We start from the raw sequence: 17,748 nt of genomic DNA on the forward strand, positions 1-17,748 counted from the left end.
ATGTTACGTATTGCCGACAAAACGTTTGATTCACATCTGTTCACCGGTACCGGAAAATTTGCGTCATCGCAGCTAATGGTCGAGGCGATTCGCGCCTCCGGCAGCCAACTGGTGACGCTGGCAATGAAGCGCGTGGATTTACGTCAGCACAACGACGCTATCCTGGCGCCGCTCATTGAAGCGGGCGTTACGCTGCTGCCCAATACATCCGGGGCGAAAACCGCTGAAGAGGCGATTTTTGCCGCCCAACTGGCGCGCGAAGCGCTGGGCACCCACTGGCTGAAATTAGAAATCCACCCGGACGCCCGCTGGCTATTGCCGGACCCGATCGAAACGTTGAAAGCCGCAGAAGCACTGGTGAAACAGGGCTTCGTGGTACTGCCTTACTGTGGCGCAGATCCGGTGCTGTGCAAACGGCTGGAAGAGGTTGGCTGTTCGGCGGTAATGCCGCTCGGCGCACCCATCGGTTCTAATCAGGGGCTGGAAACCAAAGCGATGCTGGAGATTATTATCCAACAGGCGACCGTGCCGGTAGTGGTTGATGCGGGCATCGGCGTCCCCAGCCACGCCACTCAGGCGCTGGAAATAGGCGCCGACGCGGTGCTGGTCAATACGGCGATCGCCGTGGCGGATGACCCAGTGATGATGGCGACAGCGTTCCGTCTGGCGGTTGAAGCAGGCTTGCTGGCTCGCCAGGCGGTACCCGGAAGCAAAAGTTCACAGGCAAGCGCCACCAGCCCATTAACCGGATTCCTGGAGGCTTTCTCATGAAAACGTTCAGCGACCGCTGGCGACAGTTGGACTGGGACGACATCCGCCTGCGCATCAACGGTAAAACCGCCGCTGACGTGGAGCGCGCCCTCAACGCTTCACAGCTTAGCCGCGATGATTTGATGGCACTGCTTTCCCCCGCCGCTGCCGATTATCTGGAGCCGCTGGCGCAGCGGGCGCAGAAGCTCACCCGTCAGCGTTTCGGCAACACCGTTAGTTTTTACGTCCCGCTCTATCTTTCTAATCTTTGCGCCAACGACTGCACCTACTGCGGTTTTTCGATGAGCAACCGTATCAAACGCAAAACGCTGGACGAAGATGAGATACAACGGGAGTGTGCGGCTATCCGTGATCTGGGTTTTGAGCATCTGCTGCTGGTCACCGGTGAACATCAGGCAAAAGTGGGGATGGATTATTTTCGTCACCATTTACCCGCTATTCGCCGCCAGTTTGCCTCATTACAGATGGAGGTACAGCCGTTGTCAGAAGCTGAATATGCGGAGCTGAAGACACTGGGGCTGGATGGCGTGATGGTGTATCAGGAGAGTTATCATGAAGCGATTTACGCCCACCACCATCTGAAGGGGAAAAAGCAGGATTTCTTCTGGCGACTGGAAACGCCGGACAGGCTGGGCCGCGCCGGGATCGACAAAATCGGTCTTGGCGCGTTAATTGGTTTGTCCGACAGCTGGCGTGTTGATTGCTATATGGTAGCTGAACATCTGTTGTGGATGCAGCAGCATTACTGGCAGAGCCGCTACTCCATCTCCTTCCCTCGCCTGCGCCCATGCACCGGAGGCGTTGAGCCAGCATCGATCATGGATGAGCGACAGTTGGTCCAGACCATTTGCGCGTTTCGTTTACTGGCACCAGAAATTGAGCTGTCGCTTTCAACCCGAGAATCGCCATGGTTTCGTGACCATGTGATCCCGCTGGCGATCAACAATGTCAGCGCCTTCTCAAAAACCCAGCCCGGTGGTTATGCCGATAACCATCCTGAACTGGAACAGTTCTCCCCACATGACGCTCGTCGCCCGGAAGCCGTTGCTGAAGCACTCATGGCGCAGGGATTACAGCCCGTGTGGAAAGACTGGGACAGCTATCTGGGACGCGCTGCCCAGATGCCCTAAGTCCAATGCTATTCAGGACGGGTCAGCATAAACAAAAAAACCCGCTTTCGCGGGTTTTTTCTTCACTGGCACTTAACTGCTCAGGCTCTGGCCTTCATCGCTATCGTAAGCGTTCGTGAAATTATCGGCGTTTACAGCGCGACAACGTTAACAGCAGACGGGCCTTTGGCGCCATTCTCTACGGAGAACTCCACCTTTTGACCTTCGTCTAACGTTTTATAATCGTTACTCTGGATAGCAGAGAAATGCACAAACACGTCCTTGCTACCGTCCTGAGGAGTGATAAAGCCGAAGCCTTTCTCAGAGTTAAACCATTTAACTAAACCAGTCATTTTGTTAGACATAGATACTTCCTTTCATTTTTTTGAGCCGCTTACGCAGCGAAGATGGCCTGTTTTGCAGAAATTAACTTATGGGGCACTTAGGGAGGAGGCTCATGAAGAAGAGTATCTGAGGATAACGCTTGAACTGAGAACTGCTTTACTAAAACTGCTTGCATAAGGTCTGTGTTCCAAACCGATGCCGCTATAGTAGACCTACTTCTAATCATTAAGCAAGCATTAATTTTTTTAATACCCACTGAGTGGTGAAATGTTAAACCATCGCGGCTGAGCATCCCGGATAACCGCTTGATCTACAATGAACAAAAGCCCCGACTATTGCAGTCAGGGCTTTAAGTTACTACACACTTCAGATTTAACATTAATAAACTTAACGATTTAATACTGCTGATGGTACTGCTTTAAAATGTACACGTTTACCACAGATAATATTGGATATTGATACTAACTAAAACCTTCCTCTATTTACCGTTAAACACATTCCACCCGCTTGATAATAGAACTCAAGGCTGGTGACCTAAACAAGTACACTTCCCCTCGCGACATATACTCTTTGATGCGTTGCCTTATTTCCCTTGCGATAACCAGAAAAACAGATATCGAAAAATTTACTATTAAATCATGGCGTTACATCGTCGCGTTTAACTGACTTTTTGCGATTAGTTAAATCAACTACGTGGCCTGAAAGCATTGTCGAAGTGAAAAAATAGTGTTTTCAGCATCGACTATCCCATACAAAAATACTTCGTGGCCTTTATCGCAACCCCCAATAAAGCTCTACTAACACTTACTACGTTAACAGCAAACTACAATTTCTCCGCTGTTAAGTATTAACATACGGGTTTAAAAAATGCTGTCAATACTGTTTTTTATAACATGTCTTTATTGACAGTAATTATATATTCCCGCATGTGATAAGCGAGTCAAAAAGCCGACGGCCCCGGTCCAGATCGTAGGGTTTTGCCTCTTTTTGTAACCGGTTTCAGAAAAAGTGGTTTTCTTTGTGATGCCTTGCACACAATCGTTGCAAAGCAGTTGTTGCTACAGCTGGCTCGCGATAATTATCAACCCACACATGTTGCTCGAGACTGCTTATGAAAAACATCGTTTTATGCTGTGCCGCCGGAATGTCCACCAGTATGCTGGTGCAAAAGATGAAAGATGCCGCCCAGAAAAAAGGTGTCGACGTCACTATCAAAGCGGTCCCGGTGGCTGAATTTGCAGAGAATATCGCCACTGCGGATATCGTGTTGCTCGGTCCACAGGTTAAGTATGAGCAGGCCAAGTTGCAGGCGCTCGCCGATCCGCTAGGTAAAAAGGTCGCCGTCATCGATATGATGGATTACGGCATGATGAAAGGCGATGCTGTACTGGACAAAGCGCTGAAACTACTGGAGTGATGGCATGGAAGAGTTAGAAACGATCATCATGGAATTATTGGTAAACGCCGGCGCTGCGCGCAGTCAGGCCCTGACGGCGCTACAACTGGCGCGTAAAGGTGATTTCCCGGGTGCAGAACAAGCGATGACGGAATCACGCGAGTACGTTAAACAAGCGCATAAAATCCAGACCCAACTGATCGGAATTGACGAAGGTACCGGCAAGCTACCGGTTAATCTCATCACCGTCCATTCGCAGGATCACCTGATGAACGCGATGGTGATTCAGGATTTGGCGGGAGATATGATTGAGCTTTATCGGCGTTTACCGCCGGTAAATTAATGACATTGCCGGATGGATTCGTCGCCTCCCAGGCCCGACAAGCACATCGCCATCAGGCATAACATAGACATAAAAAAACCCGCCGAAGCGGGTTTTTTATTAGGATCAGCAACGATTAATCGTTGTCAGAACCGCCCAGGCCTGCATTCAGCAGTTCTGCCAGGCTGGCAGACGCATCTTCAGCAGTCACCTGCGGAGCAGCCGGCAGTTCGCCCGCTGCGCGACGGCGCATACGATCCTGGTGGTACGCATAACCGGTACCTGCCGGGATCAGACGACCCACGATTACGTTCTCTTTCAGACCGCGCAGTTCATCACGTTTACCTGCAACAGCGGCTTCGGTCAGGACACGCGTGGTTTCCTGGAACGATGCTGCAGAGATGAAGGACTCGGTTGCCAGAGACGCTTTGGTGATACCCAGCAGATCGCGGGAGAACGTTGCACCCACTTTGCCGTTCGCTTCCAGATCGCGGTTGGCAATCTTGACGCGGGAGTATTCAACCTGCTCGCCTTCCAGGAAGTCGGAGCTACCAGCGTTTTCGATGGTGGCTTTACGCAGCATCTGACGAACGATAACTTCGATGTGTTTATCGTTAATCTTAACGCCCTGCAGACGGTATACGTCCTGAACTTCGTTAACAATGTAACGAGTTACAGCATGCACACCACGCAGACGCAGGATGTCGTGCGGCGCTTCCGGACCGTCGGAAACAACGTCACCACGTTCTACACGTTCACCTTCGAACACGTTGAGCTGACGCCATTTCGGAATCATCTCTTCGTACGGTTCGCTACCGTCTACCGGGGTGATAACCAGACGACGTTTACCTTTGGTTTCTTTACCGAAGGAAATGATGCCGCTGATTTCAGCCAGGATTGCCGGCTCTTTCGGACGACGTGCTTCGAACAGGTCCGCAACGCGCGGCAGACCACCGGTGATATCCTTGGTACCGCCTGATTCCTGCGGAACACGCGCCAGGGTGTCACCAGAGCTGATCTGTACGCCATCTTCCAGCTGAACAATTGCTTTACCCGGCAGGAAGTACTGAGCAGGCATATCGGTGCCTGGGATCAGAACGTCGTTGCCCTGAGCATCAACAATTTTCAGTGCCGGACGCAGGTCTTTACCACCCGCAGTACGCTCTGCAGAATCCAGAACCACCAGAGAAGACAGACCGGTCAGCTCGTCGGTCTGACGAGTAATGGTCTGGCCGTCGATCATGTCAGTGAAGCGGACGAAACCACTCACTTCGGTGATAACCGGCATGGTGTGCGGATCCCAGTTCGCTACGGTTTCGCCGCCAGCAACCTGTTCGCCATCACCTTTCGCCATAACGGAGCCGTAAGGCACTTTATAGCTTTCTTTGGTACGACCGAATTCGTCGATCAGTTTCAGTTCGGTGTTACGTGAGGTGATAACCAGTTTACCGCTGGAGTTCACAACCGACTTCGCATTGCTCAGACGGATGCTACCTTTGTTTTTCACCTGGATGCTGGATTCAGCAGCCGCACGAGATGCCGCACCACCGATGTGGAACGTACGCATCGTCAGCTGTGTACCCGGTTCACCGATGGACTGTGCCGCGATAACGCCGATTGCTTCACCTTTGTTGATGATGTGGCCACGCGCCAGGTCACGACCGTAGCAGTGCGCACATACACCAAAGTCGGTGTCACAGGATACAACGGAACGGACTTTAACGGAGTCAACGGAGTTCTCTTCCAGCAGGTCACACCACTGTTCGTGCAGCAGCGTGTTGCGTGGAACCAGAATATCCGCGGTGCCCGGCTTCAGAACGTCTTCAGCAGTCACACGACCCAATACGCGATCGCGCAGCGGTTCTTTAACGTCACCACCCTCGATAACCGGGGTCATGGTGATGCCTTCCAGAGTGCCACAATCGTCTTCAGTCACCACCAGATCCTGCGCGACGTCAACCAGACGACGAGTCAGATAACCGGAGTTCGCTGTTTTCAGTGCGGTATCCGCCAGACCTTTACGCGCACCGTGAGTAGAGATGAAGTACTGGAGTACGTTCAGACCTTCACGGAAGTTCGCGGTGATCGGCGTTTCGATGATGGAGCCATCTGGCTTCGCCATCAGACCACGCATACCGGCCAGCTGACGAATCTGTGCTGCGGAACCACGCGCACCGGAGTCGGCCATCATGTAGATGCTGTTGAAGGAAACCTGCTGCTCTTCTACGCCGTCACGGTTAATAACGGTTTCAGTTTGCAGGTTATCCATCATCGCTTTGGATACACGATCGTTCGCCGCAGCCCAGATATCGATAACTTTGTTATAGCGTTCGCCTGCGGTTACCAGACCAGACTGGAACTGCTCCTGGATCTCAGCAACTTCAGCTTCTGCTTCAGAGATGATCTCGTGTTTCTTCTCTGGGATGACCATGTCATCAATACCAACAGATGCACCTGAACGCGCTGCATAAGCAAAGCCGGTGTACATTGTCTGGTCAGCGAAGATAACGGTCGGCTTCAGGCCCAGAATGCGGTAACAGGTGTTCAGCATTTTGGAGATTGCTTTCTTGCCCAGCGCCTGGTTGACGATGGAGAAAGGCAGACCTTTCGGTACGATCATCCACAGAATGGCGCGACCAACGGTCGTGTCTTTCAGGCTGGTGTGCGCAACGAATTCGCCGTTTTCATCTTTTTCATATTCAGTGATACGCACTTTGACGCGCGCATGCAGAGAGGCCAGACCTGCGCGATAGATACGCTCAGCTTCTTTCGGGCCAGTCAGCACCATGCCTTCGCCTTTGGCGTTAACACAGTCACGGGTCATGTAGTACAGACCCAATACAACGTCCTGAGACGGAACGATGATAGGTTCGCCGTTCGCCGGAGACAGGATGTTGTTGGTAGACATCATCAGCGCACGCGCTTCGAGCTGGGCTTCCAGCGTCAGCGGTACGTGAACAGCCATCTGGTCACCATCGAAGTCGGCGTTATATGCCGCACAAACCAGCGGGTGCAGCTGGATAGCTTTACCTTCGATCAGTACTGGTTCAAATGCCTGGATACCCAGACGGTGCAGTGTTGGTGCACGGTTCAGCAGTACCGGGTGTTCGCGGATAACTTCGTCCAGGATATCCCAAACGACAGCTTCTTCACGCTCAACCATTTTCTTAGCGGCTTTGATGGTGGTGGCGAGGCCACGCAGTTCCAGCTTGCCGTAGATGAACGGTTTGAACAGTTCCAGTGCCATTTTCTTCGGCAGACCGCACTGATGCAGACGCAGGTATGGACCTACGGTGATTACAGAACGACCGGAGTAGTCAACACGCTTACCGAGCAGGTTCTGACGGAAACGACCCTGTTTACCTTTGATCATGTCGGCCAAAGATTTCAGAGGACGTTTGTTAGAACCAGTGATCGCACGACCGCGACGACCGTTATCCAGCAGGGCGTCAACCGCTTCCTGCAGCATACGTTTTTCGTTGCGTACGATGATGTCCGGCGCAGCCAGATCCAGCAGACGTTTCAGACGGTTGTTACGGTTGATAACGCGACGATACAGATCGTTAAGATCCGATGTTGCGAAACGACCGCCATCCAGCGGAACCAGCGGACGCAGATCTGGCGGCAGAACCGGCAGAACGGTCAGGATCATCCACTCTGGCTTGTTGCCAGACTGTACGAAGGCTTCCAGCAGTTTGATACGCTTGGTCAGCTTCTTACGCTTGGTTTCGGAGTTGGTTTCGTTCAGCTCTTCGCGCAGAGTTTCACACTCTTGCTCCAGATCCATGCTCTTCAGCAGGGCCTGAATGGCTTCCGCACCCATCTTCGCGTCGAATTCGTCACCGAACTCTTCCAGCGCGTCCAGATACTGCTCTTCAGTCAGGATCTGTTGACGTTCCAGGTTAGTCATACCGCCTTCGATAACAACATAAGATTCGAAGTACAGTACACGTTCGATATCGCGCAGCGGCATATCGAGCAGCAAACCGATACGGGATGGCAGAGATTTCAGGAACCAGATGTGAGCGGTCGGAGACGCCAGCTCGATGTGGCCCATACGCTCACGGCGTACTTTGGTCTGGGTCACTTCAACGCCGCACTTCTCACAGATCACACCACGGTGTTTCAGGCGCTTGTACTTACCGCACAGGCACTCATAGTCTTTTACCGGCCCAAAGATACGGGCGCAGAAAAGGCCGTCACGTTCAGGTTTGAACGTACGGTAGTTGATGGTTTCCGGCTTCTTAACTTCACCGAAAGACCATGAACGGATCATGTCTGGCGAAGCCAGAGCAATTTTGATCGCATCAAACTCTTCGGTTTTAGTCTGCGCTTTCAGAAACTTTAATAAATCTTTCACGGATTTGCTCCCGTCGGAGTTAGCACAATCTGGCGCTGGCTGTTACGCCAGCACCAGTGACCTGTTTGATCGAGAGTTACTCGTCTTCCAGCTCGATGTTGATACCCAGCGAACGAATCTCTTTCAACAGTACGTTGAAGGATTCTGGCATGCCTGGTTCCATCTGATGGTTGCCGTCCACGATGTTTTTATACATCTTAGTACGACCGTTCACGTCATCAGACTTAACGGTGAGCATTTCCTGCAGGGTGTATGCCGCGCCGTATGCTTCAAGCGCCCATACTTCCATCTCCCCGAAGCGCTGACCACCGAACTGCGCCTTACCACCCAGCGGCTGCTGAGTAACCAGGCTGTAAGAACCGGTAGAACGCGCATGCATCTTGTCATCAACCAGGTGGTTCAGTTTCAGCATGTACATGTAGCCAACGGTAACCTGGCGCTCGAACTGCTCACCGGTACGACCGTCGAACAGTGTGATCTGACCGGAAGTCGGCAGGCCACCCAGCTGTAACAGTTCCTTGATTTCAGACTCTTTCGCACCGTCGAATACCGGCGTTGCGATCGGCATACCTTTTTTCAGGTTTTCAGCCAGACGCAGAACTTCTTCATCGCTGAAGGTATTCAGGTCAACTTTCTGACGAACATCTGAACCCAGATCGTAAGCACGCTGGATGAATTCGCGCAGTTTCGCGACTTCTTGCTGCTGTTTCAGCATGGCGTTGATCTTATCGCCGATACCTTTAGCAGCCATACCCAGGTGGGTTTCAAGGATCTGACCGATGTTCATACGCGATGGTACGCCCAGCGGGTTCAGAACGATATCTACCGGCGTACCGTTAGCATCGTGTGGCATATCTTCGATCGGGTTGATCTTAGAGATTACACCCTTGTTACCGTGACGACCTGCCATCTTATCACCAGGCTGGATCCGACGTTTAACCGCCAGATAAACCTTAACAATCTTCAGCACGCCCGGTGCCAGATCGTCGCCCTGAGTGATTTTACGGCGTTTCGCTTCGAGTTTTTTCTCGAACTCGTGTTTCAGTTCGTCGTACTGTTCAGCCAGTTGTTCCAGCTGATTCTGTTTCTCTTCGTCGGTCAGGCCGAGTTCTAACCAGCGGTCACGCGGCAGTTTGTCGAGCTTCTCAGCTTCAACACCACCGGAAACCAGCACAGCGTAGATACGGCTGAACAGGCCAGCTTCGAGGATCTGCAGTTCTTCAGACAGGTCTTTTTTCGCCTGCTTCAGCTGCATCTCTTCGATTTCCAGCGCACGTTTGTCTTTTTCTACGCCATCGCGAGTAAAGACCTGAACGTCGATAATCGTACCGGAAACACCGTTTGGCACGCGCAGAGAAGAGTCTTTAACGTCAGACGCTTTCTCACCGAAGATCGCACGCAGCAGCTTCTCTTCTGGCGTCAGCTGGGTTTCACCTTTCGGCGTTACCTTACCAACCAGAATGTCGCCACCGGTCACTTCCGCACCGATATAAACGATACCGGATTCATCCAGTTTGGAGAGCGCAGCTTCACCCACGTTCGGGATGTCAGCGGTGATCTCTTCTGGCCCCAGCTTGGTGTCACGGGACACACATGCCAGTTCCTGAATGTGGATGGTGGTGAAACGGTCTTCCTGGACAACACGCTCGGATACGAGGATGGAGTCTTCGAAGTTGTAACCATTCCATGGCATGAATGCCACGCGCATGTTCTGACCCAGCGCCAGTTCACCAAGGTCGGTGGACGGACCGTCAGCCAGCACATCACCACGTTCAACCGGCTCGCCCAGAGATACGCAAGGCATCTGGTTGATACAGGTGTTCTGGTTAGAACGGGTGTATTTGGTCAGGTTATAAATGTCGATACCTGCTTCGCCCGGGTACATCTCGTCTTCGTTAACTTTGATAACGATACGGGAAGCATCCACGTACTGAACAGTACCGCCACGTTTAGCCACTGCAGTAACACCGGAGTCAACGGCAACAGCACGTTCCATACCGGTACCAACCAGCGGCTTATCAGCACGCAGAGTCGGAACCGCCTGACGTTGCATGTTCGCACCCATCAATGCACGGTTGGCGTCATCGTGTTCCAGGAACGGGATCAGGGACGCACCGACGGATACCACCTGCTGGGTGGATACGTCCATGTAGTCAACCTGGTCGCGGCTGAACAAGCTGGATTCGCCTTTGCTACGGCAGGTAACCAAATCTTCTACAAAGTGGCCTTCGTCATCCAGGTTGGAGTTCGCCTGAGCGATAACGTAGTTGCCTTCTTCGATAGCAGACAGGTAATGAATTTCGTCAGTTACAACACCGTCGGTTACTTTACGGTACGGAGTCTCGAGGAAGCCGTATTCGTTAGTCTGTGCGTACACGGACAGGGAGTTGATCAGACCGATGTTCGGACCTTCAGGCGTTTCGATTGGACATACGCGACCGTAGTGAGTCGGGTGTACGTCTCGAACTTCGAAGCCTGCGCGCTCACGGGTCAGACCGCCCGGGCCGAGTGCAGAGATACGACGTTTGTGCGTAATCTCAGACAGCGGGTTGTTCTGGTCCATAAACTGAGACAGCTGGCTGGAACCAAAGAACTCTTTCACTGCTGCAGAAATCGGCTTGGCGTTGATCATATCCTGAGGCATCAGGGTATCCAGATCGCCCAGAGACAGACGCTCTTTCACCGCACGCTCAACACGTACCAGGCCAACGCGGAACTGGTTTTCCGCCATTTCGCCTACGGAACGGATACGACGGTTGCCGAGGTGGTCGATATCATCGACTTCGCCCTTACCGTTACGGATATCGATGAGCTTCTTCATCACTTCGATGATGTCGTCTTTGCTCAGGATACCGGAACCTTCGATTTCGTCGCGCAGCAGAGAACGGTTGAACTTCATACGACCAACCGCAGACAGGTCATAGCGGTCTTCGGAGAAGAACAGGTTCTCGAACAGGCTTTCAGCAGCTTCACGAGTCGGCGGCTCGCCAGGGCGCATCATGCGGTAGATTTCTACCAGCGCGCTCAGACGATCGTTGGTTGGGTCGACGCGTACAGTTTCTGAAATGTACGGACCGTGGTCCAGATCGTTAGTGAACAGCGTTTCGATACGCTTGTGACCAGACTGGCTCAGCTTAGCCAGCAGATCCAGGCTCAGCTCCATGTTAGCTGCGCAGATCAGCTCGCCGGTAGATTCGTCAACGTAGTCTTTAGCCGCAACTTTGCCAGCAATGTATTCAACCGGAACTTCGATATGTTTGATATCGTCTTTTTCCAGTTGGCGAATGTGGCGCGCAGTGATGCGACGGCCTTTTTCGACGTAGACTTTGCCGTTAGCTTCAATGTCAAAGGAGGCGGTTTCACCACGCAGGCGTTCCGGCACCAGTTCCATCTGCAGCTTGTTGTCACGAATTTCGAAAACAACTTTCTCAAAGAACAGGTCAAGGATCTGCTCAGTGGTGTAGTTCAGCGCACGCAGAATAATGGTCGCAGGCAGTTTGCGGCGACGGTCAATACGTACGAACAGGTTGTCCTTCGGATCGAATTCGAAGTCCAGCCAGGAACCACGGTAAGGAATGATGCGCGCGTTATACAGCACTTTACCCGAAGAGTGGGTTTTACCTTTGTCGGAGTCAAAGAAGACGCCAGGACTACGGTGCAGCTGAGAAACGATAACACGCTCAGTACCGTTGATAACAAAGGTACCGTTGTCGGTCATGAGCGGAATTTCGCCCATGTAGACTTCTTGTTCTTTAATGTCTTTTACGGTGCCTTCCGGCGCTTCGCGCTCGTAGATCACCAGACGCAGTTTTACGCGCAGCGGTGCGGAATAGGTCACGCCACGGATCTGACATTCCTGAACGTCAAACACCGGTTCGCCAAGACGGTAGCTGACGTATTGCAGCTCGGAATTACCGCTGTAGCTCTGAATCGGGAAAACGGAACGGAAAGCTGCTTCCAGACCATACTGCCCTTCAGGATCTTGCTCGATGAACTTCTGAAACGAGTCAAGCTGGATAGAAAGGAGATAAGGTATGTCCAACACTTGTGGACGTTTACCAAAATCCTTACGAATACGTTTTTTCTCGGTATAGGAGTAAACCATTAGGGTTCCTCAGCTCGCTGACAAGTCGACCCATCTGTCCGACGAAGGGACAGTTTGTGCAACACTATTTTGTTGACCGGAAAATCGAATACTTTCCGCAATGCCTGTTGCTATCACGCTTAAACCATTTCATTGCGATTTACACAGAACTGACGCTCTGTCGCAGTATATTAAGACGTCGATAGAAACAAGCATTGAAAGGCACAGCAGTAGTCAAACAGTGTGAAATGCTACTGGCGCCTTACAGCGCAAAAAGGCTGGTGACTAAAAAGTCACCAGCCATCAGCCTAATTTCTTAGGCTGCAACCAGAAAAGTTGGCTTATTTAACTTCAACTTCAGCGCCAGCTTCTTCCAGAGATTTTTTCAGTGCTTCTGCGTCGTCTTTGCTCACGCCTTCTTTCAGCGCAGCCGGTGCAGATTCTACCAGGTCTTTAGCTTCTTTCAGACCCAGGCCAGTTGCGCCACGTACTGCTTTGATAACAGCAACTTTGTTAGCGCCAGCAGCTTTCAGAATTACGTCGAATTCAGTTTTTTCTTCAGCAGCTTCAGCCGGGCCTGCAGCTACAGCTACAGCAGCAGCAGCAGAAACACCGAATTTTTCTTCCATTGCAGAAATCAGTTCTACAACGTCCATTACGGACATAGCGGATACTGCTTCAATGATTTGATCTTTAGTGATAGACATTTAAATTGTTCCTGAAAATCAGAATAAGTTTATACGTAAGCAGATGCTTGAGAAAGATAACTGCGATTAAGCAGCTTCTTTCGCATCGCGTACAGCAGCCAGAGTACGAACCAGTTTGCCAGCCGAAGCTTCTTTCATGGTTGCCATCAGGCGTGCAATTGCTTCTTCGTAGGTCGGCAGAGTTGCCAGGCGATCGATATTCGATGCCGTAATCAACTCACCTTCAAAGGCTGCGGCTTTGACCTCAAATTTTGCATTCGCTTTCGCGAACTCTTTGAACAGACGAGCAGCAGCGCCCGGGTGTTCCATAGAGTATGCAATCAGGGTCGGACCAACAAACGTGTCTTTCAGGCACTCGAACTGAGTACCTTCAACGACGCGGCGCAGCAGGGTGTTACGAACAACACGCATGTATACGCCAGCTTCACGACCTGCTTTACGCAGTTCAGTCATTTTATCTACAGTTACGCCACGGGAATCCGCAACTACTGCAGACAGCGCGCCTTTGGCTACTTCGCTGACTTCAGCAACAATCGCTTGTTTGTCTTGAAGATTTAAAGCCATTAGCTTTGCTCCTGGATGTTTGCCGGAACTCATGTTCCGGAACTCACTTCACTCCCCCCAACGGAGAGAGCGTCTAAATACGGTGAGCAGAAACAAGCCAGAGTATCAGAAATAATCTTAGCGTTCTGTCACCGTCTACGCAGGGCATTAAGTTTCTTACGAAACACCTGCGGTCTTCGACGGAGGCCTGGATAGGCCAGGCTCCAACGAACAAATCTTGTCTATCTGTCGCTATTCAATCTGTGCCGGCGTTGACTGCCTTCGTTCACACCAGCCACATAGTTGACTATGCTCCCGGCGATTCACTCAGTTGTCGCCTTGCCACAGCCTGAATATCTCGGATATACGTCTGCAATTAGCAGAAACGTGGGGGTAAGATTGTAGACAAAATCACCGCCCACGTAAAGGCGAATATTAGTTCGCCACAGTCGCAGTCAGACCGGACTGATCAACGGCAACACCAGCACCCATGGTGGTGGAGATGCTAACTTTCTTGATGTACACGCCTTTTGCCTGAGTCGGTTTTGCTTTTTTCAGCGCAACCAGCAGAGCTTCCAGGTTTTCTTTCAGTTTGTCAGCGTCAAAATCCACTTTACCGATGGTGGTGTGGATGATGCCGTTTTTGTCGTTACGGTAACGAACCTGACCAGCTTTAGCGTTCTTAACAGCTTCAGCAACGTTAGGAGTTACAGTACCAACTTTCGGGTTTGGCATCAGGCCGCGCGGACCCAGAACCTGACCCAGCTGGCCAACAACGCGCATTGCATCCGGGGAAGCAATAACAACGTCAAAGTTCATTTCGCCTTTCTTGATCTGTTCAGCCAGATCTTCCATACCTACCAGCTCAGCGCCTGCAGCTTTAGCAGCTTCAGCGTTTGCGCCCTGGGTAAATACGGCTACGCGAACGGAACGGCCAGTACCGTGCGGCAGTACAGTTGCACCACGTACGTTCTGGTCAGATTTACGAGCGTCGATGCCGAGGTTAACAGCAACGTCCACGCTTTCTACGAATTTAGCAGTGGCCAGCTCTTTCAGCAGAGCGATAGCTTCGTTGATGTCGTACTGCTTAGTAGCATCAACTTTGTCACGGATCACGGACATGCGCTTGGTCAGTTTAGCCATTTCTTAGTCCTCCACTACCAGGCCCATGGAACGTGCAGTACCTTCAATGGAGCGAGTCATCGCTTCAATGTCGGAACCAGTCATGTCGGCAGCTTTGGTCTGCGCGATTTCCTGCAGCTGAGCGCGGGAAATTTTACCCACTTTGTCTTTGTTCGGCTTGCCGGAACCAGACTTGATACCAGCCGCTTTCTTCAGCAGAACTGCTGCCGGAGGCGTTTTGGTAACGAAAGTGAAAGAACGGTCAGCGTAAACGGTGATAACAACCGGGATCGGCAGACCTTTTTCCATGGAATCAGTTTTAGCGTTGAACGCTTTGCAGAATTCCATGATGTTCACGCCTTGTTGACCCAGTGCTGGACCTACCGGCGGACTCGGGTTAGCCATACCAGCTGCAACCTGCAGCTTGACATAGGCTTGGACTTTCTTAGCCATTCTAAATTCCTCTGATTGGGTTATAGCGCCTCAAGGAGGCTCCCCGTGATTAAATTCGTTTTACGGATAGGATCCATAAAAACAAAAGGCGCGAAATTGTATTCCAATCTCGCGCCTTGTGCAACGATTAAATCGTCGCTTTTTTGATCGGCGTATTAGGCTTTTTCAACCTGAGCGAAGTCCAGTTCAACCGGAGTCGCACGACCGAAGATAGATACGGAAACTTTCAGACGAGACTTCTCGTAGTCCACTTCTTCAACCACGCCATTAAAGTCGGCGAACGGACCGTCGCTAACACGAACCATTTCACCTGGCTCAAACATCGTTTTCGGACGCGGCTTATCGCCAACCTGCTGCAGACGGTTCATGATCGCATCAACTTCTTTGTCGCTGATCGGCGCCGGACGGTCAGAAGTACCGCCGATAAAGCCCATCACACGCGGCACGCTGCGCACCAGGTGCCAGCTTGCGTCATTCATCACCATCTGGACCAGTACATAGCCCGGGAAGAATTTACGTTCGCTCTTGCGACGCTGGCCACCACGGATTTCGACCACTTCTTCAGTCGGAACCATGACTTCGCCAAACAGCTCTTCCATATTTTGTAACTTGATATATTCGCGCAGCGACGTGGCTACGCGGCCTTCAAAACCGGAAAACGCCTGAACGACGTACCAGCGCTTTTTAGGGGCTTCAGACATCTTAGAACCTCAGGCCAGTGATAAAGGATACCAGGCGAACCAGAATACCATCCAGTCCCCACAGGATCAGTGACATTACTGCGGTAACCGCAGCCACAATTAATGTGGTGTGCAATGTTTCCTGGCGAGTTGGCCAAATGACCTTACGGACTTCGGTTCTCGCTTCACGGGCAAAAGCAACGGTCGCTTTACCTTTTGTTGTCAACAGCGCGACACCACCCGCTGCGGCAATCAGAATCACTACGGCCAGCGCACGCAGCGGCAGCATCATGTCACGATAGAGGTAGTTGCCAACGATAGCTACAAGCAGCAATACAGCGACAACAACCCACTTCATCGCTTCCAGGCCGCGCCCGCTTCCTTGAGCTTCGGTATTCGCACTCATAAACCAACCTGTCAGAAGTATTCTACAAACATTTTCACCCCGCGTAAGCGAGGCGATCCAAACCGAAATGCTCTGGTGCGTTTCGGACTAAACGCCCTCTTCAGAGCCTGTCTCAGCAATGATTATGACAAAAAAAATCACTGATGAGCCAGGTTCTGGTGTGAAAGCGTGCAAAAAGGGCATCAAATGATGCCCTTTTATTGCGCATTGCGTCAAATGTTATTCGGCAATTAGCTCATTACTTTAGCAACAACGCCCGCACCAACAGTACGGCCGCCTTCACGGATTGCGAAACGCAGACCGTCGTCCATCGCGATTGGGTGGATCAGGGTAACAACCATTTTGATGTTGTCGCCCGGCATTACCATCTCAACGCCTTCCGGCAGTTCGATGGTACCAGTCACGTCAGTAGTACGGAAGTAGAACTGCGGACGGTAGCCTTTGAAGAACGGAGTATGACGGCCGCCTTCGTCTTTGGACAGAATGTACACTTCAGATTCGAACTTGGTGTGCGGCTTGATAGAGCCCGGCTTAGCCAGTACCTGACCACGTTCGATTTCTTCACGTTTGATACCACGCAGCAGAACACCAACGTTCTCACCAGCACGGCCTTCGTCCAGCAGTTTGCGGAACATTTCAACGCCGGTACAAGTAGACTTAGCAGTGTCCTTGATACCAACGATTTCAACTTCCTCACCAACTTTGATGATACCGCGCTCTACACGACCGGTAACAACGGTACCACGACCGGAGATGGAGAATACGTCTTCGATAGGCAGCAGGAACGGCTTGTCAATCGCACGCTCTGGTTCTGGGATGTAAGAATCCAGGAAGCCAGCCAGTTCGATGATTTTCGCTTCCCACTCTGCGTCGCCTTCCAGCGCTTTCAGAGCAGAACCACGAACGATCGGCGTGTCGTCGCCCGGGAAATCGTACTGAGACAGAAGTTCACGAACTTCCATTTCTACCAGTTCCAGCAGCTCTTCGTCATCAACCATGTCGCATTTGTTCAGGAACACGATGATGTACGGAACGCCTACCTGACGACCCAGCAGGATGTGCTCACGAGTCTGCGGCATCGGGCCGTCAGTCGCAGCAACAACCAGGATCGCGCCGTCCATCTGCGCAGCACCGGTGATCATGTTTTTAACATAGTCGGCGTGGCCCGGGCAGTCTACGTGTGCGTAGTGGCGAGTCGGGGTGTCATATTCAACGTGAGAAGTGTTGATGGTGATACCACGTGCTTTTTCTTCCGGCGCGTTATCGATCTGATCGAATGCGCGAGCAGCACCGCCGTAGGTTTTAGCCAGTACGGTAGTGATTGCAGCGGTCAGCGTTGTTTTACCATGGTCAACGTGGCCGATAGTACCGACGTTAACGTGCGGTTTAGTACGTTCAAATTTTTCTTTAGACATCGATTGTCCCTCTAAGACACGGATAAATCGGTGAT

At 51.7% G+C, this 17,748-nt stretch carries 14 protein-coding genes; 4 read left to right on the plus strand and 10 right to left on the minus strand.

The features are described 5' to 3' along the window. The gene (thiG, locus tag WHR59_RS22570) at positions 1 to 771 is read left to right on the plus strand and encodes a thiazole synthase (protein ID WP_043018022.1); all 771 of its coding nucleotides are present in this window, start codon (positions 1 to 3) and stop codon (positions 769 to 771) included. After that, complete coding sequence (thiH, locus tag WHR59_RS22575; RefSeq protein WP_043018021.1) at positions 768 to 1,901, plus strand: 2-iminoacetate synthase ThiH; 1,134 nt, start codon at positions 768 to 770, stop codon at positions 1,899 to 1,901. Before thiG ends, thiH begins: the two co-directional genes overlap by 4 nt. A 131-nt stretch (positions 1,902 to 2,032) precedes the next feature. Here the strand turns inward: thiH and cspE are convergent, their stop codons facing one another. Further along, positions 2,033 to 2,245 (minus strand): transcription antiterminator/RNA stability regulator CspE, encoded by a 213-nt coding sequence (gene cspE, locus WHR59_RS22580; RefSeq protein ID WP_043018020.1) that lies wholly within the window; start codon positions 2,243 to 2,245, stop codon positions 2,033 to 2,035. Between the two features lie 1,091 nt (positions 2,246 to 3,336). On the opposite strand from cspE, the gene WHR59_RS22585 reads away from it, so the two are divergent. Both WHR59_RS22585 and WHR59_RS22590 read left to right on the plus strand, forming a co-directional pair. Next, positions 3,337 to 3,642 (plus strand): PTS sugar transporter subunit IIB, encoded by a 306-nt coding sequence (locus WHR59_RS22585; RefSeq protein ID WP_043018019.1) that lies wholly within the window; start codon positions 3,337 to 3,339, stop codon positions 3,640 to 3,642. Positions 3,643 to 3,646: 4 nt separating this feature from the next. Beyond that, positions 3,647 to 3,964, plus strand: coding sequence for a PTS lactose/cellobiose transporter subunit IIA (locus WHR59_RS22590; RefSeq protein ID WP_043018018.1), 318 nt, complete (start codon positions 3,647 to 3,649; stop codon positions 3,962 to 3,964). 115 nt (positions 3,965 to 4,079) lie between these two features. On the opposite strand, the gene rpoC is transcribed toward WHR59_RS22590, so the two are convergent. The 9 genes from rpoC to tuf all read right to left on the minus strand — a co-directional run bounded on the left by rpoC (position 4,080) and on the right by tuf (position 17,713). Continuing rightward, on the minus strand, positions 4,080 to 8,303 hold the full coding sequence (gene rpoC / locus WHR59_RS22595; protein WP_043018017.1) for a DNA-directed RNA polymerase subunit beta': 4,224 nt from the start codon (positions 8,301 to 8,303) through the stop codon (positions 4,080 to 4,082). Between the two features lie 76 nt (positions 8,304 to 8,379). Then, positions 8,380 to 12,408: a DNA-directed RNA polymerase subunit beta gene (rpoB, locus tag WHR59_RS22600; protein ID WP_003033111.1), complete on the minus strand. Its 4,029-nt coding sequence runs from the start codon at positions 12,406 to 12,408 to the stop codon at positions 8,380 to 8,382. A gap of 320 nt (positions 12,409 to 12,728) precedes the next feature. Next, positions 12,729 to 13,094: a 50S ribosomal protein L7/L12 gene (gene rplL, locus WHR59_RS22605; protein WP_000028882.1), complete on the minus strand. Its 366-nt coding sequence runs from the start codon at positions 13,092 to 13,094 to the stop codon at positions 12,729 to 12,731. A 66-nt stretch (positions 13,095 to 13,160) separates the two neighbouring features. Continuing rightward, positions 13,161 to 13,658: a 50S ribosomal protein L10 gene (gene rplJ / locus WHR59_RS22610; RefSeq protein WP_005132895.1), complete on the minus strand. Its 498-nt coding sequence runs from the start codon at positions 13,656 to 13,658 to the stop codon at positions 13,161 to 13,163. Positions 13,659 to 14,072: 414 nt separating this feature from the next. Further along, complete coding sequence (gene rplA, locus WHR59_RS22615; RefSeq protein ID WP_016155300.1) at positions 14,073 to 14,780, minus strand: 50S ribosomal protein L1; 708 nt, start codon at positions 14,778 to 14,780, stop codon at positions 14,073 to 14,075. 3 nt (positions 14,781 to 14,783) lie between these two features. Beyond that, a complete protein-coding gene (gene rplK / locus WHR59_RS22620; protein ID WP_003033122.1) occupies positions 14,784 to 15,212 on the minus strand; it encodes a 50S ribosomal protein L11 in 429 nt (142 codons plus the stop codon). Positions 15,213 to 15,367: 155 nt separating this feature from the next. Next, a complete protein-coding gene (gene nusG, locus WHR59_RS22625) occupies positions 15,368 to 15,913 on the minus strand; it encodes a transcription termination/antitermination protein NusG (RefSeq protein WP_003033125.1) in 546 nt (181 codons plus the stop codon). 1 nt (position 15,914) lies between these two features. Continuing rightward, the gene (gene secE, locus WHR59_RS22630; RefSeq protein ID WP_003033128.1) at positions 15,915 to 16,298 is read right to left on the minus strand and encodes a preprotein translocase subunit SecE; all 384 of its coding nucleotides are present in this window, start codon (positions 16,296 to 16,298) and stop codon (positions 15,915 to 15,917) included. 230 nt (positions 16,299 to 16,528) lie between these two features. Next, entirely contained in the window at positions 16,529 to 17,713 is a 1,185-nt protein-coding gene (gene tuf / locus WHR59_RS22635) for an elongation factor Tu (RefSeq protein ID WP_047407352.1), read from the minus strand. Positions 17,714 to 17,748 lie beyond the last annotated feature (35 nt).

Source organism: Citrobacter europaeus (assembly GCF_037482245.1).
GTDB classification, from domain to species: Bacteria; Pseudomonadota; Gammaproteobacteria; order Enterobacterales; family Enterobacteriaceae; genus Citrobacter; species Citrobacter europaeus.